An 18,828-nucleotide genomic window follows, 5' to 3' on the forward strand; every position below is an offset into this window, starting at 1 on the left:
ATCAAGCTCAGGGATGACCCATGGCCGGGGAAGATCGGCGCCTCGCAGGCGGCGCGACATTCATCGATTTCCAGACCGAACCGTCCCGCTACAAGCACTGGAAGCTCGTGGTCGAGGGCGACGTCGCGACGCTGACCATGGACGTCGACGAGAATGGCGGCCTGTTCGAGGGCTACCTGCTCAAGCTCAACTCCTACGATCTCGGCGTCGACATCGAACTGGCCGATGCGGTCCAGCGTCTGCGCTTCGAGCATCCGGAAGTGAAGGTCGTGGTGATGCGCTCGGCCAAGAACCGCGTGTTCTGCGCCGGCGCCAACATCCGCATGCTGGCGGGCTCCACCCATGCCCACAAGGTGAATTTCTGCAAGTTCACCAACGAGACCCGCAACGGCATGGAAGATTCCTCGGAGAATTCCGGCCAGCGCTTCATCACCGTGGTGAATGGCTCGGCCGCCGGCGGCGGCTATGAGCTGGCGCTCGCGACCGACCACATCATCCTGGCCGACGACGGCTCCTCCGCCGTGGCGCTGCCCGAAGTGCCGCTGCTCGCGGTGCTGCCGGGTACTGGCGGCCTCACCCGCGTCGTCGACAAGCGCAAGGTGCGCCGCGACCACGCCGATTTCTTCTGCACCATCGAGGAAGGCGTGAAGGGTAAGCGCGCCGTGCAATGGCGCCTCGTCGACGAGATCGCGCCGAACTCCAAGCTCGAGGCCAAGATTGCGGAGCGCGCCAAGGAGTTCGCGGCCGCTTCGATGCGCAAAGGCAGCGGCAAGGGCATCGCGCTGACGCGGCTCAATCGCGTGATCGACCAAAACAGCATTCGCTACGGCTTCGTCACCGTCGACATCGATCGCGCGGCGCGCATCGCGACCATCTCGATCAAGGCGCCGGAGGTCGCGCCGCCCGCCGACATCGACGGAATGATGGCGCAGGGCGCCGTGTTCTGGCCGTTGCAAGTCGCGCGCGAGCTCGACGACGCCATCCTGCATTTGCGCATCAACGAGCTCGAGATCGCCATGCTGGTGTTCAAGAGCCATGGCGACCGCGCCCATGTGCTCGCTTGCGATGCTTTCCTCGAAGCCAACAAGGCGCACTGGCTGGTCAACGAGATCAGGCATTATTGGAAGCGCGTGCTCAAGCGCATCGACGTCACCTCGCGCACGCTGGTGACGCTGGTCGAGCCCGGCTCCTGCTTTGCCGGCACGCTGGCCGAGCTCGTGTTCGCCGCCGACCGCTCCTACATGCTGATCGGCACGCGCCAGGGCGACAATCGCCCGCCGCCGTCGATCGAGCTGTCCGCCATGAATTTCGGCCCGTATCCGATGAGCCACGGCCTGACCCGGCTGCAATCGCGCTTCCAAGCCGATCCCTCCGATGTGGAGCGCGCCGAAGCGACGCTCGGCACCAGCCTCGACGCCGAGCAGGCCGAGGAGCTCGGCCTCGTCACCTTCGCGCTCGACGACATCGATTGGGACGACGAGGTCCGTGTGTTCCTGGAGGAGCGCGCCAGCTTCTCGCCCGACAGTCTCACCGGCATGGAGGCGAGCCTGCGCTTCGTCGGCCCCGAGACGATGGAATCGAAGATCTTCTCCCGCCTCACGGCGTGGCAGAACTGGATCTTCCAGCGCCCCAACGCGGTCGGCGAGGAAGGCGCGCTGCGCCGCTACGGCAGCGGCCAGAAGCCGAAATTCGATATGACACGGGTATAGCGACGTTCGTGTCCCGGGCGCGCTGCGGCACGAAGTGCCGCTGCGCAGAACCGGGACCCAGAGCGACGAGACAATGGGTCCCGGCTCAGCAGCGCACCGCTTCGCGCTGCGCAGCGGCCGGGACAGGAGACCGAACAAGGAGAGCACGGCCATGAACATGAACATCATGAACGTCGACTACTCGACCAAGATTCCGAACAACGTCAATCTCGCCGAAGACCGCCAGGTGCTGAAAGCGCTGGAGGGCTGGCATCCCGGCTACATGGACTGGTGGAGCGACATGGGGCCGGAAGGCTTCCAGGAATCGCTGGTGTACTTGCGCACCGCCTATTCCGTTGATCCGCGCGGCTGGGCCAAGTTCGATTACGTCCGCATGCCCGAATATCGCTGGGGCATCCTCCTTGCCCCGCAGGAAGAGAATCGCGTCGTGCCGTTCGGTGAGCACTACGGCGAGCCGGCCTGGCAGGAAGTCCCGGGCGAGCATCGCGCCATGCTGCGCCGCCTGATCGTGATCCAGGGCGACACCGAGCCGGCCTCGGTCGAGCAGCAGCGCCATCTCGGCAAGACCGCGCCCTCGCTCTACGACATGCGCAACCTGTTCCAGGTCAATGTCGAGGAAGGCCGTCACCTCTGGGCCATGGTCTACTTGCTGCAGAAATATTTCGGCCGCGACGGCCGCGAGGAGGCCGACGACCTCTTGCGCCGCCGCTCCGGCGATGCCGATGCGCCGCGCATGCTCGGTGCCTTCAACGAGGCGACGCCGGACTGGCTGTCCTTCTTCATGTTCACCTATTTCACCGATCGCGACGGCAAGATGCAGCTGCACAGCCTCGCGCAGTCCGGCTTCGATCCGCTGTCGCGCACCTGCCGCTTCATGCTGACCGAGGAAGCGCACCACATGTTCGTCGGCGAGACCGGCATCACCCGCGTTGTGCAGCGCACCTGCGATGCGATGCGCGCGGCCGGCATCACCGATCCCACCGACATCGCCAAGGTGCGCGCGCTCGGGGTGATCGACCTGCCGACCATCCAGAAGAAGCTGAACCTGCACTACACGCTGTCGCTCGACCTGTTCGGCTCGGAGGTCTCGACCAACGCGGCGAACGCCTTCAACGCCGGCATCAAGGGCCGCTATCACGAGACCCAGATCGAGGACGACCACCAGCTCAAGAACGCTACCTATCCGGTGCTGAAGTTCATCAACGGCGAGATCAAGCTGGTCGACGAACCGGCGCTGACCGCGCTCAACATGCGCCTGCGCGACGATTACAGCCAGGACTGCGTCAAGGGCATGCTGCGCTGGAACAAGGTGATCTCGACCGCGGGCTACGACTTCAAGCTGACGCTTCCCAACGTCGCCTTCCACCGCCACATCGGCGAGTTCAAGGACGTGCACGCCACGCCCGACGGCATCCTGATCGACGATGCCACCTGGGCCCGGCGTAAGGACGAGTGGCTGCCCTCGGGCAGCGACGGCGACTTCATCACCTCGCTGATGCAGCCCGTCACCGAGACCGGCAAGTACGCCTCCTGGATCTCGCCGCCGAAGGTCGGCATCGACAACAAGCCCGGCGATTTCGAATACGTGAAGATCGAGTCGTAGCTTTCTTACCTCTCCCCGCTTGCGGGAGAGGTCGGATCACATCGCAGATGTGATCCGGGTGAGGGGGTACAGGTGCGGCGACTATCTCCCGTGGGGAGAGAGGCCCCTCACCCCAACCCTCTCCCCGCAAGAGCGGGGCGAGGGAGCAGACCTCACGCGTCGCAAATGGCGCGCGACCTTGCAGCAGCTCGCGCCTACCCCGCGATCTCCAGCCCCGCATTCGCGTACACCACGCCGCCGTCGACCGCGATGGTGTTGCCGACGACGTAATCGCCCGCGCGCGAGGCGAGATAGATCGCCACACCCGCCATGTCCTCGTCGCTTCCGATCCGCCGCGCCGGAATGCGCTGGGCGACCTCGTCGCCGTGGTCGCGCGCGGCCCGGTTCATGTCGGACTTGAAGGCGCCCGGCGCGATCGCGGTGACGTTGATGTTGTCCTTGATCAGCTTGGTGGCCATGCGCCGCGTCAGGTGGATCACCGCGGCCTTGCTGGCGGCATAGGAATAGGTCTCGCCCGGGTTGACGAAGATGCCGTCGACCGAGGCGATGTTGATCACCTTGGCCGGACGTTCGGCGCTTGCGGCCGCGCGCAACGGTTTCGCCAGGGCCTTGGTCAGGAAGAACAGCGACTTGACGTTGAGGTCCATCACCTTGTCCCAGCCGCTTTCGGGAAATTCGTCGAACTCCGCGCCCCAGGCCGCGCCGGCATTGTTGACGAGGATGTCGAGCTTCGGCTCCAGCTTGATGATCTCGGAAGCCAGCCGGTCGCAGCCTTCGACGGTAGAGATGTCGATCGGCAGTGCGATGCACTCGCCGTCATATTGCGCGGTGAGCTCCTTGGCGGTCGCCTCGCACGGCCCGGCCTTGCGCGCGGTGACGTAGACCTTGGCGGCGCCGGCGCCGAGAAACCCCGCCGCGATCATCTTGCCGATGCCGCGCGAGCCGCCGGTCACCAGCGCGACGCGGCCTTTGAGCGAGAACAGGTCGTTGAACATGAGGCCTCCCTTGGTTGGCGCTGTTTTGGGCGGGGCGGCAAGGGGAGTCAAGGAAGGGGCTGATGATATGCGAGTGTGACGCGACATCAGTCCTACAAATTCAGTGTCGTCCCCGCGCACGCGGGGACCCATAACCCCAGGGAGTAGTTTGACGAAGACTCGTCGTTTGGTGCGCCCACCGATCACGATCGAAAAAATTCCGCGGTATGGATCCCTGCGTGCGCAGGGACGACAGCGGAGAGCGGAGCGGCAGCTATGCCGCCGCGATCCGGCGGAAACCGTTCCACATCGCGGTCGCGGCGCCCGAGGTCAGCACCGGCAGGATTCGCGCGTCCTGGTAATTGCCGTTGAGCGAGACGCGCGGCAGCGCCGTCATCTGGCCGGCATTTTCGGCAAACAGCATGCCGGGCCGCGTCGTCACCGCGGTCTTGAAGCCGGCCGTCGCAGCCATGCCGAACTCGCGCACGCCTGCGGCCCCGCGGTCGCCATAGGGATAGGCGAGATGCAGCACGGGACGCTCCAGCGCCTGCTCGATCCGCGCGCGGCTCACGGCCAGCTCCTCTGCGGCGATGTCTTCCGCCAGCTTGGCGAGGTTGCAATGGCTGACGCTATGCGCGCCGATCGTGACCAGCGGATCGGCGGCAAATCTCTTCAGCTCGGGCCAGGACAGGCAGAGGCTGCGGCACAGCGCAGCCATGTCGACGTCGTACGCCGCGCAGAGCGCCTCGATCTCCCGCGCCAGATCATGCTCGCCCGGCAGCGCGCGCAGCCAATCGTGCAGGCGGTCGAACGCGGCCTGCTTGGCCGCGGGCGTCGTCGCATCGAGCCGCAGCGCGGAATGGCCGATCTTGATGTCGATCTGCTCGGCCTTGGCGATCACGGCCTCCAGCGCCGTCCACCACAGCCGTCCGGTGCCTTCGGCAAAATCGCTCGCGACATAGACCGTCAGCGGCGCGTCAAATTCGCGCAGCACAGGCAGCGCATGGTCCAGATTGTCGCGATAGCCGTCGTCGAAGGTGAAGGCGGCGAAGCGGCGGTCGAAGCGGCCCTGCACCAGCCGCTCATGCAGCTCGTCCATGGTGACGATGTCGACGTCGATCGAGCGCAAATGGCACAGCGTGGCGCGCAGGAATTCGGGGGTGACCTCGAGATGCCGGTTCGGCTGGAACGCGGCCTCGCGGGCCGGCCGCACGTGGTGCAGCATGAAAATGGCGCCGACGCCCGACAAAAGCGGGCGCAGCAGATGGTGCGCCCCGCTGAAATAAAGTGCTCCCAGCCCGGCGCGGATGACGTTGTTACGTAGTTGTTTCATGACCCGTCGGCGGACTCTGGTATTCCGTCCTCAACTTACGGAAGAACCCTTGAAGAAAAAGTTATTCCGATTGTCCGACCCGTGCCTTCGGAAGGGCGCCATTTCCGGTTTGACAGCCTGCCAAGGGTTTGTTTTGTCTCCGGTTCCAGAGTTCGGGTCGTCGAATGCAGAAGCTTTTCAGGTGGGCCAGCAAATGGTGGCTGGGGCTGATTCCACTGGCCGTCATGTGGGGATTTGCGGCCTGGAATAACACCTTACCGGTGGAGGCCGACCTGTCGGCCCGCAGCTCGGCCGCGCTGAAGGGGACCGTTCTGGACAAGACCCGGATCGCGGTCGACGGCCGCGACGTCAGCCTGGTCGCGGACGCCTTCTCCGAGGAGGGGCGCCGCGACGCCGTGACGGCGGTCGAGACCGTCCCGGGCGTGCGCCTGGTCGACGACCGGACCCGGCTCGTTCCCGAGGCCCAGCCGTTCGTCTGGAACGCCGAGCGCGACGTGGTGCGGGTGACGCTGTCGGGCTCCGCGCCGCTGCCGTCGATCAAGGGCCGGCTGACCGAGGCGGCCCGCAAGGAGGTCGGCGGCGCCGAGGTGGCCGACCAGATGGGGCTGGCGCGCGGTGCGCCGCCCCGGTTCGAAGCCGCCGCGATGCTGCTGCTCGACCAGATCGGCAAGCTGAAGGACGGCAAGATCACGATCACGGATACCAAGGTCAATCTGTCGGGCATGGCGCGCGAGCTCGGCGGCCGCGAGGCGATCGCGGCTGCGCTGAAGAACCTGCCCGAGGGCTTCTCCGTCGCCGCCAACGACGTCAAGGCGCCGCCCTACATCTTCCAGGCCTACAAGGATCCGGTCGCGGCGACCGTGACGCTGACCGGCTACGTCCCCGACAACAACGTGCATGCGGCGATCGCCACCAGCGCCGCGCGAAAGTTCTTCACCGAGAAGGTGGTCGACAATCTCAAGGCCAGCATCGGCGCCCCCGGCTCCTTCAACACGGCCGTGGTCGCCGCGCTCGGCGCCCTCTCGCGGCTGTCGACCGGCACGCTCGTCGTGTCGGACCGCGAGGTGAAGCTGTCGGGCGATGCGCTCTACGAGGGGGCCGCCAACGACATCCGCGCTGGCCTCGGCAAGGACTTCCCCAAGCACTGGCAGTACAAGCCGGAGATCACCGTGAAGCCCGCGGCAGGGCCGGTCGACGGCACCGTGTGCCAGCAATTGTTCACCGACCTGCTGGCCAAGGGCAAGATCCGCTTCACGCCCAAGCGTGCCGACATCGATCCGGATTCCGTCGCCATCCTCGATCACCTGATCGAGACGGCGCTGCGTTGCCCAGCCGTGAATATCGAGGTTGCCGGGCATACCGATGCCGACGGCGAGGATGGCTTCAACCGGGCCCTCTCCGAGAAGCGCGCCCAGGCGGTGATCGACTATCTGGTCAAGGCCGGCCTGCCCGCGAGCCGCTTCACAGCGGTCGGCCATGGCAGCACGCAGCCGGTCGCCGGCAACGACACCGACGACGGCAAGGCGAAGAACCGCCGCATCGAATTTCTGGTGAGGTGACGATGCCCTATCTCGTCTCGTTCCATCTGGGTTGGCTGATCGGCTCGCTGCTGCTGGGCTTCTGCATGGGCTGGATCTCGGTGGTCCAGCGCGGCAACGGCACCTCGAAGGTGACCGCGCGCTGGCTCGCCGCGCTCGTCGCCGCCCTGGTCGCGGCCTCGTTCGCCCATGTGGTCCCCGGCCGCTTCGGCTACTGGCTCGACCTCGGCCTGATCATGTTCGCCTGCTACCTCGTCGGCTGCACCATCGGCGCCTGGCTGCGCGACCGCGTGGTCGCGCGCAGCATGCGGACCGGCTGAGGCTCCGTCACCGGCCCCTTTGTCTCGTCACCGGTCATCAAGAGCCGGGAAATGTCAGCGCTTGACATTAATACGTACGTACGTATTATATCCTCCATGCCCAAACCTTCCCTCAAAGACGCCATCCTCGATGCCGGCCTCAAGGTCATGTTCCGGACCGGCTATCACGGCACCAGCGTGCGCGATGTCACCGCCGCGGCGGGCGCGCCACAGGGGTCCTTCACCAATCATTTCCGCTCCAAGGAAGTGTTCGCCGCGGAGGTGCTCGATCGCTATTTCGAGATCACGAAGGGATTGGTCGCGGAGGCCCTTGAAGACGGCTCGCTGACCCCGCGAGCCCGGCTCAAACGCTATCTCGATATCATTACCGGACGGCTCGAAGCCGACGGCTACGGCCGCGGCTGCCTGATCGGCGATCTCAGCCTTGAGGCGGCCGGCAGCAGCGAGATGCTGCGCGCCCGCCTTGCCGAGATCTTCGCCGAGTGGCGCATGCCCTTCGCCGCCTGCATCCGCGAGGCGCAGACAAGCGGCGAGATCGATTCCGAATTCGAGCCCGAGGAGCTTGCCGACTTCCTGCTCGCGTCCTGGCAGGGCGCGATCCTGCGCATGAAGGTCGACCGCACGCCCCAGGCGCTCGAGCGTTTCAAGACCATCGCATTCAAGACCGTCTTCAAGGAGCCGACATGAGCCAGCAAGCCGAGATTCAGATTCGCAACGCGTCCGTGCTGGGAAGCACCATGGCCTATCGCGAGACGGGCGCCCAGGACGCGCCGGTCGCGCTCTTCCTGCACGGCAATCCGACCTCGTCGCACATCTGGCGAAACATCCTGCCGTTGGTGGCGCCGGTGGCGCATTGCATTGCGCCCGATCTCATCGGCTTCGGCCGGTCCGGCAAACCCGACATCGCCTACCGCTTCGTCGACCATGTGCGTTATCTCGACGCGCTGATCGAGCAGCTCGGCATTTCCTCCGCCTATCTCGTCGCGCAGGATTGGGGGACCGCGCTCGCATTTCATCTCGCTGCGCGCCGGCCGGACTTCGTGCGCGGCCTTGCCTTCATGGAGTTCATCCGGCCGATGCCGACCTGGCAGGATTTCCACCAGGTCGAAGCAGCGCGCGAGACCTTCCGCAAATTCAGGACGCCGGGCGAGGGCGAGGCCATGATCCTGGAGGCGAACGCCTTCGTCGAACGCGTGCTGCCCGGCGGCATCATGCGCACTCTGAGCGAAGACGAGATGGCGCCTTACCGCGCGCCCTTTCCGACGCCGGAGAGCCGCGGTCCGGTCCTGGCATTCCCGCGTGAGCTGCCGATCGCGGGCGAGCCCGCCGACGTCTATCAGGCGCTGCAAGCGGCTCATGCTTCGCTGAAGGCGTCCTCCTATCCGAAGCTGCTGTTCGCAGGCGAGCCGGGCGCGGTGGTCGCTCCCGCATTTGCCGAGGCGTTCGCGGCCTCGCTGCGGCACTGCGCGCTCGTCCGCCTCGGGCCCGGCCGGCACTACCTGCAGGAGGATCATCCCGACGCGATCGGTCGTTCGGTGGCCGGTTGGATTGCCGGCATCGAGGCAGTGCTTCCACAGCTAGCGGCCTGACGGAGGACGGGATGTCGGACGTGACCATCATCTATTGCCGCCCGTGCGGCTATGAGAAGCGCGCCAAGGAGGCGGCCGCGGCGCTGCGCCGGCAGCTGGGGCTGGACGCCGACCTCGTCCCCGGCAAGGGCGGCGTCTTCCAGGTCAGGCTCGGCGACCGCATCGTCGCCAGCCGCAGCAAAGGCTATTTTCCTGACGGCGACGACATCGTCGCTGCCGTCAGTGCCGCGCGGGGCTGAGCCTCAGGAGGTTTTTTCGCGATGTCCATGGTCTGGGCCGACGATCTCGCCGGCATCGACTGGGGTGAGCTATCCGAGCTCTATCGGATCGCCCCGCTCGGCAACAAGGCGCCGGCCGATCTTGCGCTGGTATTCGGCAACAGCATGTTTAGCGCCTTCGCCATCGAGGACGGCCGCATCGTCGGAGCGGGACGCGTGCTGGCCGACGGCCGCGACTGCGCCTATCTCTGCGATATCGCCGTCCACCCGGACCGCCAGGGGCAGGGTCTTGGCCGCGGCATTATCGAACGTCTGCTTGTGCGTTGCCGCGGCCATCGCAAGATCATCCTCTATGCCGTGCCCGGCAAGGAAGGCTTTTACGAGCGCCTGGGTTTCAGGCGGATGACGACCGCCATGGCGATCTTCGACGATCAGGCCGGCGCCTATCGCCGCGGCTATCTGACCGCCCCTTGAGGGGGGACGGCCCCGCGACCTTCCGGCGCATCGGCAGACCGTCAACGCGGTCCGGAGCCGCCCTCTTTCAACAGCCGCGCGCCGTCCATAGATTGACGTCAGCCTAAGGCGTGACGGAACATTGTGCGGCCGAAATCATCAAAACTTCATGGCCTCTGCGCAGGATCGCCAGGGAGATTCGCGTCAAGCCTTGCCGCTAGAGGCGCCAAACCCTGCATCAGGAGCCAGGACCCTGCCTAAAATATTGAAGGCACGTGTTTTTGTTCGAATTGGCGAATTCCTCTCCGCCCCAAAACGCGCTAGTGGAGGGGCAGGGGGCATGCGCGATGCCGGAGCCGGCGGCGAGGGGTCGTCGCGTGCCTGTGTGCCGTCCGCCTGTCCGCCGGCCGTTCTGGCCGCTGAAGCGTTGTTCGAGGTCTAGATGCTGGAAGCCATACGCAGGGCGACGTCGTTTCTGCGCGAGAAGCAAGTCCTGCATAAGCTTGGCGTTGTGATCAGCGTCGCGGTCATCGGCATCGCTTGCTATGTGCTCTACCACATGCTGCGCGGCATCGACTTCAACGAGGTCCTCGAGGCGATCAAGAGCACCGAGCCGACCCAGATTGCGATGGCGGCGCTGTTCGTTGCCGCAGGCTATTTCACCCTGACCTTCTACGACCTGTTCGCCGTGCGCGCGATCGGCCGCGACCATGTGCCCTACCGCATCAACGCGCTCGCCGCCTTCACCTCCTATTCGATCGGCCACAATGTCGGCGCCTCGGTCTTCACCGGCGGCGCGGTGCGCTATCGCATCTATTCGGCCTATGGGCTGAATGCGATCGACGTCGCCAAGATCTGCTTCCTCGCCGGCCTGACCTTCTGGCTCGGCAATGCCGCCGTGCTCGGCCTCGGCATCGCCTATCACCCCGAGGCCGCCGCCTCGATCGACCAGCTGCCGCCGTGGCTGAACCGGACGCTGGCGCTGATGCTCATCGCAGGCCTGGTCGGTTACGTGGTCTGGGTCTGGACCCAGCCGCGCGTGGTCGGCCGCGGGCCCTGGACCGTGGTGCTGCCGGGCGGCCCGCTGACGCTCCTCCAGATCGCGATCGGCATCATCGATCTCGGCTTCTGCGCGCTGGCGATGTACGTGCTGGTCCCTGACGAGCCCAATGTCGGCTTCGTCGTGGTCGCGGTGATTTTCGTGTCGGCAACGCTGCTCGGCTTCGCCAGCCATTCGCCCGGCGGGCTCGGTGTGTTCGACGCCGCCATGCTGGTCGGCCTCTGGCAGATGGACCGCGAGGAGCTGCTCGGCGGCATGCTGCTGTTCCGGGTGCTCTATTATCTGTCCCCGTTCGTCATCTCTGTAATCTTGCTGACGTTTCGTGAGGTTATCATCGGCGCACGATCGAAGCGCCTGCAGCAGGCGGCGCTCAAGCTCGATCCCGGCCCGGCGCGCGAAGCCGCTTATGTGAGAGAGCGTAGCGACAGCGGCGCCTGACGGCGCCAAGCTTTGAGACAAGCTCCGAGGAGAAGTCCGCCCCGATGGCGATCGACGCCCCATCTTCTCCCTCCGCCCAGCCCTGGTCCGACCGGCTGCGGCACTCGACGATCATCCTGATCGCTGCGGCGCTGGCGCTGTCCGTCGTGGTCTCGCTCGGCGAATTGTCGGCGCTGCACGCCATTGCGGTGTTCCTCTGCATCGCCGCCGCGGCGCTGATCCCGTGGCGCCTGCATGATCCCGCCGCTTCGCGCGACGACGTCGGTCGCATCAACCCGGTCGAGAGCGCGGCGGTGGCCGCGGTGGTCTCCGGCATGCCGGATCCGGCGGTGCTGCTCGACCGCGCCGGCCGCGTCATCCACCTCAATGCCGCCGCCGCCCAGCTCGCGCCGGCGCTGCGCAGGAACGAGCTCGCCCAGTTCGCGCTGCGCTCGCCCGAGATCATCACGGCGCTGCGCGAGGCGATCGCGACCACCGAGCCGCGGCGCGCGACCTATCTCGATCATGTCCCGGTCGATCGCTGGATGGAGCTCATGATCACGCCGGTGCCGGTGCCGACCAGCTTCGGTGGCGCCGACAAATGCATGCTGATGACCTTCCACGACCAGACGCCGCTGCGCCGGGTCGAGGAGATGCGGGCCGACTTCGTCGCCAATGCCAGCCACGAGCTGCGCACGCCGCTGGCCGCGCTCTCGGGCTTCATCGACACGCTGCAGGGCCAGGCCAAGGACGATCCCAAGGCGCGCGAGCGCTTCCTCGGCATCATGCATAACCAGGCCACTCGCATGGCGCGCCTGATCGACGATCTGCTGTCGCTGTCGCGGGTCGAACTGTCTGCCCATGTCCGGCCCGACACCCTGGTCGATCTCCTGCCGATCATCCGACAGGTCGCCGACGGGCTCGAGCCGCTGGCGCGCGAGCGCCAGGTCGAGGTCGGGATCCATTTGCCGGACAGCCCGGTGATGATCGCCGGCGACCGCGAGGAGCTGCTCCGCCTGTTCGAGAATCTGATCGAGAACGCCCTCAAATACGGCGCCTCCGGCGGACGTGTCATCGTGTCGCTGACCTCGGGCGCGGCCACTGACGGAACTCAGGAAATCCGGATCATGGTCCGCGATTTCGGCCCCGGCATCGCGCCCGAGCACTTGCCGCGGCTGACCGAGCGGTTCTACCGCGTGGACGTCGGCGACAGCCGTTCGCAGGGCGGCACCGGGCTCGGATTATCGCTGGTGAAACATATTCTTAACCGCCATCGCGGCCGGCTCCTGATCGAAAGCGTGCCCAGGCAGGGCGCCACTTTCACCGCCTGTTTTCCCCAGATCAAGACTCCCGCGACGGCCTGAAATACAAGCAATATCAATTGCTTGTAGGTGTCATCCAGCTGTCACGAAACCTTCGTAAAAGCACAGCCGACCGCTCCTACATGGGCGGCGTGGGGAGCGCGATCGGGCGCGGATGGCGCTTCGCTCCCCCCAATGGAGACCAGCATGAATTTCCTCAAGACGATGGTCGCTGCCGGCTTGGTCGCCGCATCGGCGACCGCAGCCTTTGCGGCCGACATCACCGGCGCCGGCGCGACGTTCCCGTTCCCGCTCTATTCCAAGTGGGCCGACGCCTACAAGAAGGAGACCGGCAACGGTCTGAACTACCAGTCGATCGGTTCGGGCGGCGGCATCAAGCAGATCCAGGCCAAGACCGTGACCTTCGGCGCGAGCGACATGCCCCTCAAGGCTGAGCAGCTCGAAAAGGACGGAATGATCCAGTGGCCGCAGGCGATGGGTGCCTTGGTGCCGGTCGTCAATCTCGAAGGCATCAAGTCGGGCGAGCTGGTGTTTTCCGGCGAGTTGCTGGGCGACATCTATCTCGGCAAGGTCAAGACCTGGAATGACCCGGCGATCGCCAAGCTCAATCCCAACGTGAAGCTGCCCTCGGACGCCATCACCGTCGTGCGTCGGTCCGACGGCTCCGGCACCACGTTCATCTGGACCGATTTCCTGACGAAGACCAATGCCGAGTGGAAGAGCAAGGTCGGTGCCGGTACTGCGGTCGAGTGGCCGACGGGTGTTGGCGCCAAGGGCAATGAAGGCGTCGCGGGCAATGTCAGCCAGACCAAGAACTCGATCGGCTATGTCGAGTATGCCTATGCCAAGCAGAACAAGCTGACCTACGGCGCCTTGATCAACAAGGCCGGCAAGGCCGTGCAGCCGACCGTTGCGGCCTTCCAGGCTGCCGCCGCCAACGCCGACTGGGCCGGCTCCAAGAACTACTATGTGATCCTGACCGACCAGCCCGGCGAAGCATCGTGGCCGATTACCGGCGCGACCTTCATCCTGATGCACAAGGATGCGACCGACAAGGCGGCGTCCCAGGAAGCCATCAAGTTCTTCAAGTGGGCGTTCGAGAAGGGCGACAAGATGGCGGAGGAGCTCGACTACATCCCGATGCCCGACACGGTCGTCAAGCAGATCGAGAAGACCTGGGCTGCCGAGATCAAGAGCTGAGCTCTCTCCGTGTCCCTGACGCGGTGCGGCCCTGGGGATGCGAAGCATCGTCCAGTGTGCCGCTCCGCAGAGCCGGGACCCAAAAAACGCCAAGCCCCGGATCAGCGGCGCACCGCTTCGCGCTGCACCGCATCCGGGGCACGGCACCAAAAACAAGTGTATAAAACGGGTACAGGGGATCGGCGTGGCAGAGATGGCCGTTCAGAGCGATGTAATCGACGACGCCGGACCGTATGACCGTGCCAAGGCCTTGGGCGCGTTCAAGCTCGGCGACGTCACCTTCTACTGGATCACGCGGCTCTCCGCGATCTCGGTGCTGCTCATTCTCGGCGGCATCATCATGTCGCTGGTCATTGGCGCGTTCCCGGCGATCAAGGAATACGGCCTCTCCTTCCTGTGGACGCAGCGCTGGGCGCCGTCGGCCGATCCGCCCGTGCTCGGCGCGCTCGGGCCGATGTACGGCACGCTCGTCACGTCCTTCATCGCGATGCTGATCGCCATTCCGGTCGGTCTCGGCATTGCGATCTTCCTCACCGAGCTCTGTCCGCAATGGTTGCGCCGCCCGATCGGCATGGCGATCGAGCTGCTCGCCGGCATCCCGTCGATCATCTACGGCATGTGGGGCTTCTTCGTGCTGGGCCCGTTCCTGGCCAACACCTTCCAGCCGTTCATGATCAGGGTGTTCGACGGCGTCCCGGTGCTGGGCGCGATCTTCGCAGGTCCACCGTCCTATCTCAGCCTGTTCAACGCCGCGCTGATCCTCGCCATCATGGTGCTGCCCTTCATCACCTCGATCTCGGTCGACGTGTTCAAGACGGTGCCGCCGGTCCTGAAGGAAGCCGCCTACGGCGTCGGCTGCACCACCTGGGAGGTCGTCCGCAGCGTGGTGATCCCCTACACCCGCGTCGGCATCATCGGCGGCGTCATGCTGGCGCTGGGCCGTGCGCTCGGCGAGACCATGGCGGTGACCTTCATCATCGGCAATTCGTTCCGCATCTCTTCGTCGATCTTCGCGCCGGGCACGACGATCTCGGCGGCGATCGCGTCCGAGTTCGCCGAGAGCGACGGCCTGCACCAGTCCGGCCTGATCCTGCTCGGCCTGCTGCTGTTCGTGCTGACGTTCTTCGTGCTCGCGGCCGCGCGGCTGATGCTGATGCGCCTGGAAACCAAGGCCGGAAAGTGAAGCCATGAACCCGATCTATGCACGCCGCCGCCGCTGGGACGTCATCATCCGCGGCCTCTGCATCGCCGCCGCCGCCTTCGGCGTCACCTGGCTCGCGCTGATCCTGGTCACGCTGCTCTACAACGGCGTCAGCGGCCTCAACGTGCAGATCTTCACCGCGGACACGCCGCCGCCGGGCTCGACCGAGGGCGGCCTGCGCAACGCCATCGTCGGCTCGATCATCATGACCGTGATCGGCGTCGGCATCGGCGCGCCGCTCGGCCTGTTCGCCGGCACCTATCTCGCCGAGTACGGCCGCAACGACAAGCTGACCTCGGTGATCCGCTTCATCAACGACATCCTGCTCTCGGCGCCCTCGATCATCATCGGCCTGTTCATCTACGGCGCGGTGGTGGTGCCGATGCGGGGCTTCTCTGCGATCGCGGGTGCGCTGGCGCTCGCCGTGATCGTGATCCCGGTCGTGGTGCGCACCACGGAGGACATGCTGCTGCTGGTGCCGAACCCGCTGCGCGAAGCCGCCAGCGCGCTGGGTCTGCCGCGCTCGCTGGTGATCAAGCGCATCGCCTATCGCGCCGCGCGCTCGGGCCTCATCACCGGCGTGCTGCTCGCCACGGCGCGCGTCGCCGGCGAGACCGCCCCGCTGCTGTTCACCGCGCTGTCCAACCAGTTCTTCAGCCTCGGCCTCGACAAGACGATGGCGAACCTGCCGGTCACCATCAACAACTTCGTGCAGAGCCCCTACGCCTATTGGAAGCAGCTCGCCTGGAGCGGCGCGCTGCTGATCACCCTGACCGTGCTTGCCCTGAACATTGGCGCCCGCATCCTTGGTGCCGAGAGGACTGCAAAATGAGTGAAATGTCTGTTTCCGTCAGCGCGCCGACCGTTCACCCCGGCTCGCAGCCGCTGCCCGAGGCGCCTGCCAAGGTCACCGCGCGCAACCTCAACTTCTACTACGGTGAGCACCACGCGCTGAAGAACATCAATCTGGCGCTCGGCACCAACCGTGTCACGGCCTTCATCGGCCCGTCCGGTTGCGGCAAGTCGACCCTGCTTCGCATCTTCAACCGGATGTACGACCTCTATCCGGGCCAGCGCGCCACCGGCCAGCTGCTGCTCGACCACACCAACATTCTCGACCCCAAGCTCGACCTCAACCTGCTGCGCGCCCGGGTCGGCATGGTGTTCCAGAAGCCGACCCCGTTCCCGATGACGATCTACGAGAACATCGCCTTCGGCATCCGCCTCTACGAGAAGATCTCCAAGTCCGAGATGGACGACCGCGTCGAGAAGGCGCTGCGCGGCGGCGCGCTGTGGAACGAGGTCAAGGACAAGCTCAACGCCTCCGGCCTGTCGCTCTCCGGCGGCCAGCAGCAGCGCCTCTGTATCGCCCGCACCGTCGCGGTGCGGCCCGAGGTGATCCTGTTCGACGAGCCGTGCTCGGCGCTCGACCCGATCTCGACCGCCAAGGTCGAGGAGCTGATCCAGGAATTGTCCGAGAACTACACGATCGCGATCGTCACCCACAACATGCAGCAGGCGGCGCGCGTCTCCGACAAGACCGCCTTCATGTATCTCGGCGAGCTGATCGAGTTCGACGACACCAGCAAGATCTTCACGTCGCCGACCGACCGGCGGACGCAGGACTACATCACCGGCCGGTTCGGCTGAGGAGACGCAACATGGGTACCGAACATACCGCAAAGGCCTTCGACACCGACCTCCAGGAGCTCACGCGTCTGGTCGCCGAGATGGGCGGCATCGCCGAGCGCATGATCGTCGATTCCGTCGATGCGCTGATCCGCCGCGACGTCGCGCTCGGCCAGCGCGTCGTCGCCATCGACGCCGATCTCGACGCGCTGCAGAAGCGCATCGAGGAGCGCGCCGTGCTCACCATCGCCCGCCGCCAGCCGATGGCGGTGGACCTGCGCGAGATCGTCGGCGCCATGCGCGTCGCGACCGACCTCGAGCGCATCGGCGACCTCGCCAAGAACATGGGCAAGCGCGTCGCCGCGCTGGAGACCGACTTCCATCCGCTCAAGCTGTTCCGCGGCCTCGAGCACATGACCGACCTGGTGCAGCAGCAGGTCAAGAGCGTGCTCGACGCCTATGCCGCGCACGATCTGCCGGCGGCGATGGCGGTGTGGAAGGGCGACGAGGAGGTCGACGCGATCTGCACCTCGCTGTTCCGCGAGCTCCTGACCTACATGATGGAGGATCCGCGCAACATCTCGTTCTGCATCCATCTGATGTTCTGCGCCAAGAACATCGAGCGCATCGGCGACCACGCCACCAACATCGCCGAGACCGTGTTCTACATGATCGAGGGCCAGGCGATCACCGACAAGCGGCCGAAGGGCGACATGACCAATTTCGCCACGACGATCCCGAATACCTGAAGACCTCAAGGAGCGACGACAACATGGGCGCACGCATTATGGTGGTTGAGGACGAGGAAGCTCTTACCGAGCTTCTGCGTTACAACCTCGAAGGCGACGGCTATGACGTCGAGACGGTGATGCGCGGCGACGACGCCGACACCCGCCTCAAGGAACACATTCCCGATTTGATCGTGCTCGACTGGATGCTGCCGGGCCTCTCCGGCATCGAGCTGTGCCGGCGCCTGCGCACCCGGCCCGAGACCAAGCAGCTGCCGATCATCATGCTCACCGCGCGCGGCGAGGAGAGCGAGCGGGTGCGGGGCCTTGCGACCGGCGCCGACGACTACATCGTCAAGCCGTTCTCGGTGCCGGAGCTGCTCGCGCGCGTGAAGGGCCTGCTCAGGCGCGCCAGTCCCGAGCGGCTCGCCACCGTGCTGGCCTATGGCGACATCGAGCTCGATCGCGACAAGCGCCGCGTCGCGCGCTCCGGCCGCCCGATCGATCTCGGCCCGACCGAATATCGCCTGCTGGAGTTTTTCCTGGAGCATCCCGGCCGCGTGTTCTCGCGCGAGCAGCTGCTCGACAGCGTCTGGGGCCGCGACATCTACATCGACGAGCGCACCGTCGACGTCCATATCGGCCGCCTGCGCAAGCTGCTCAATCTCGGCCGCGAGCAGGACCCGATCCGCACCGTCCGCGGCGCCGGCTACGCGCTGGACGACCGTTTCGCCAAGGCGGAGCAGACGTAAGGGCGGGTGAGGTGTTTGCTGCAGCTGTGGCCAATCTCAGCTGTCGTCGTCCCGGGGCGCGCGCAGCGCGAGCCCGGGACATCCGCGCGAGCGCTTGCGCTCGTCGCGATAGCCACAGGGCGTGGTTTGACGAAGACTCGAAGCCACCATCTCGCGCAACAATTACGCCCTGTGGTTTTGGATCCCCGCGTTCGCGGGGATGACACCGAGTTGGTTGAGGCGCCGTCGCGTGACGGCTGCCGTCTTTGCAGTCAGTTAATTCCGCGCAGCTCAGCGCGTGGGCTTCGGGGCCGCGCGGCGCCGATCCGCCGCCGGCTGATACGCCACGCGCGAGTGCTGGGCGCAATAGGGCAGGCCGGACAGGGCCTTGCCGCCGCAGAAGAAGAAATCCGGGCTCGAGGGATCGCCCACCGGCCAGTGGCAGGTCGCCTCGTTCAATTCGAGCAGCGACAGCCGCTGGCTCATCGGCACCACGTTGTCGTAGGTGACCGGTTCGGCCTCGACCTCGACCTCGAAGGCCTGCGCCAGCGCAGTGTTGCCGCGCGCGATGGGGCGCGTCACCCGCATCATGTGCTGGGCGGGACGCGCCTTGCGCGGCCGGGGCGCGGCCGACGAAGGGCTCTTGGCGCGGCCGGACAGGCCGAGCCTGTGCACTTTGCCGATCACGGCATTGCGGGTCACATTGCCGAGCTCTGCTGCGATCTGGCTGGCCGACAATCCGGCCTCCCAGAGCTTTTTCAGCTGCTCGACGCGATCGTCGGACCAGGTCAAAACCGTCATTG

Annotated in this window: 19 protein-coding genes; 16 read left to right on the forward strand and 3 right to left on the reverse strand. The window is 65.9% G+C overall.

Translation table 11 applies throughout. The annotated features are described in order from the left end of the window. Positions 1-20: 20 nt before the first annotated feature. Positions 21-1,709 carry a 2,3-epoxybenzoyl-CoA dihydrolase gene (gene boxC, locus DCM79_RS07820; protein WP_257179393.1) on the forward strand — a complete coding sequence of 563 codons (1,689 nt, stop codon included), beginning with the start codon at positions 21-23 and terminating at the stop codon, positions 1,707-1,709. A 151-nt stretch (positions 1,710-1,860) separates the two neighbouring features. Beyond that, on the forward strand, positions 1,861-3,312 hold the full coding sequence (gene boxB, locus DCM79_RS07825; RefSeq protein ID WP_257179394.1) for a benzoyl-CoA 2,3-epoxidase subunit BoxB: 1,452 nt from the start codon (positions 1,861-1,863) through the stop codon (positions 3,310-3,312). A gap of 194 nt (positions 3,313-3,506) precedes the next feature. On the opposite strand, the gene DCM79_RS07830 is transcribed toward boxB, so the two are convergent. Together DCM79_RS07830 and DCM79_RS07835 are read right to left on the reverse strand one after the other, a co-directional pair. Further along, entirely contained in the window at positions 3,507-4,307 is an 801-nt protein-coding gene (locus DCM79_RS07830) for an SDR family oxidoreductase (protein ID WP_257179395.1), read from the reverse strand. 253 nt (positions 4,308-4,560) lie between these two features. Next, positions 4,561-5,619 carry a polysaccharide deacetylase family protein gene (locus tag DCM79_RS07835; protein WP_257179396.1) on the reverse strand — a complete coding sequence of 353 codons (1,059 nt, stop codon included), beginning with the start codon at positions 5,617-5,619 and terminating at the stop codon, positions 4,561-4,563. A 164-nt stretch (positions 5,620-5,783) separates the two neighbouring features. Here DCM79_RS07835 and DCM79_RS07840 point away from each other — a divergent pair, with 164 nt between their 5' ends. From DCM79_RS07840 to phoB, 14 genes are all read left to right on the forward strand, one after another. Next, on the forward strand, positions 5,784-7,178 hold the full coding sequence (locus DCM79_RS07840) for an OmpA family protein (RefSeq protein ID WP_257179397.1): 1,395 nt from the start codon (positions 5,784-5,786) through the stop codon (positions 7,176-7,178). Positions 7,179-7,180: 2 nt separating this feature from the next. Next, on the forward strand, positions 7,181-7,477 hold the full coding sequence (locus DCM79_RS07845; RefSeq protein WP_257179398.1) for a hypothetical protein: 297 nt from the start codon (positions 7,181-7,183) through the stop codon (positions 7,475-7,477). A 96-nt stretch (positions 7,478-7,573) separates the two neighbouring features. Beyond that, positions 7,574-8,164: a TetR/AcrR family transcriptional regulator gene (locus DCM79_RS07850; RefSeq protein ID WP_257179399.1), complete on the forward strand. Its 591-nt coding sequence runs from the start codon at positions 7,574-7,576 to the stop codon at positions 8,162-8,164. Further along, entirely contained in the window at positions 8,161-9,066 is a 906-nt protein-coding gene (locus DCM79_RS07855) for a haloalkane dehalogenase (RefSeq protein ID WP_257179400.1), read from the forward strand. The genes DCM79_RS07850 and DCM79_RS07855 overlap by 4 nt, the downstream gene beginning before the upstream one ends. A gap of 11 nt (positions 9,067-9,077) precedes the next feature. Then, complete coding sequence (locus DCM79_RS07860) at positions 9,078-9,305, forward strand: Rdx family protein (protein WP_257179401.1); 228 nt, start codon at positions 9,078-9,080, stop codon at positions 9,303-9,305. A gap of 21 nt (positions 9,306-9,326) precedes the next feature. Then, a complete protein-coding gene (locus tag DCM79_RS07865; protein WP_257179402.1) occupies positions 9,327-9,758 on the forward strand; it encodes a GNAT family N-acetyltransferase in 432 nt (143 codons plus the stop codon). Between the two features lie 421 nt (positions 9,759-10,179). Further along, on the forward strand, positions 10,180-11,235 hold the full coding sequence (locus DCM79_RS07870) for a lysylphosphatidylglycerol synthase domain-containing protein (RefSeq protein ID WP_257179403.1): 1,056 nt from the start codon (positions 10,180-10,182) through the stop codon (positions 11,233-11,235). A 44-nt stretch (positions 11,236-11,279) separates the two neighbouring features. After that, positions 11,280-12,578, forward strand: a complete 1,299-nt coding sequence (locus DCM79_RS07875) for an ATP-binding protein (RefSeq protein ID WP_257179404.1) — start codon at positions 11,280-11,282, stop codon at positions 12,576-12,578. A gap of 144 nt (positions 12,579-12,722) precedes the next feature. Then, the gene (pstS, locus tag DCM79_RS07880; protein ID WP_257179405.1) at positions 12,723-13,736 is read left to right on the forward strand and encodes a phosphate ABC transporter substrate-binding protein PstS; all 1,014 of its coding nucleotides are present in this window, start codon (positions 12,723-12,725) and stop codon (positions 13,734-13,736) included. A gap of 193 nt (positions 13,737-13,929) precedes the next feature. Further along, on the forward strand, positions 13,930-14,919 hold the full coding sequence (gene pstC, locus DCM79_RS07885) for a phosphate ABC transporter permease subunit PstC (RefSeq protein WP_028138973.1): 990 nt from the start codon (positions 13,930-13,932) through the stop codon (positions 14,917-14,919). A 4-nt stretch (positions 14,920-14,923) separates the two neighbouring features. Next, positions 14,924-15,769: a phosphate ABC transporter permease PstA gene (gene pstA / locus DCM79_RS07890; RefSeq protein WP_257179406.1), complete on the forward strand. Its 846-nt coding sequence runs from the start codon at positions 14,924-14,926 to the stop codon at positions 15,767-15,769. Continuing rightward, positions 15,766-16,587, forward strand: a complete 822-nt coding sequence (gene pstB, locus DCM79_RS07895) for a phosphate ABC transporter ATP-binding protein PstB (protein ID WP_028138972.1) — start codon at positions 15,766-15,768, stop codon at positions 16,585-16,587. Before pstA ends, pstB begins: the two co-directional genes overlap by 4 nt. An 11-nt stretch (positions 16,588-16,598) precedes the next feature. Next, positions 16,599-17,315, forward strand: coding sequence for a phosphate signaling complex protein PhoU (phoU, locus tag DCM79_RS07900; RefSeq protein WP_028138971.1), 717 nt, complete (start codon positions 16,599-16,601; stop codon positions 17,313-17,315). A 23-nt stretch (positions 17,316-17,338) separates the two neighbouring features. Then, positions 17,339-18,046 (forward strand): phosphate regulon transcriptional regulator PhoB, encoded by a 708-nt coding sequence (gene phoB / locus DCM79_RS07905; protein WP_008143479.1) that lies wholly within the window; start codon positions 17,339-17,341, stop codon positions 18,044-18,046. A 270-nt stretch (positions 18,047-18,316) separates the two neighbouring features. Here phoB and DCM79_RS07910 read toward each other — a convergent pair whose 3' ends face one another. Further along, a complete protein-coding gene (locus DCM79_RS07910; protein ID WP_257179407.1) occupies positions 18,317-18,826 on the reverse strand; it encodes a GcrA family cell cycle regulator in 510 nt (169 codons plus the stop codon). Positions 18,827-18,828 lie beyond the last annotated feature (2 nt).

The organism is Bradyrhizobium sp. WBOS07, assembly GCF_024585165.1.
GTDB classification, from domain to species: Bacteria; Pseudomonadota; Alphaproteobacteria; order Rhizobiales; family Xanthobacteraceae; genus Bradyrhizobium; species Bradyrhizobium japonicum_B.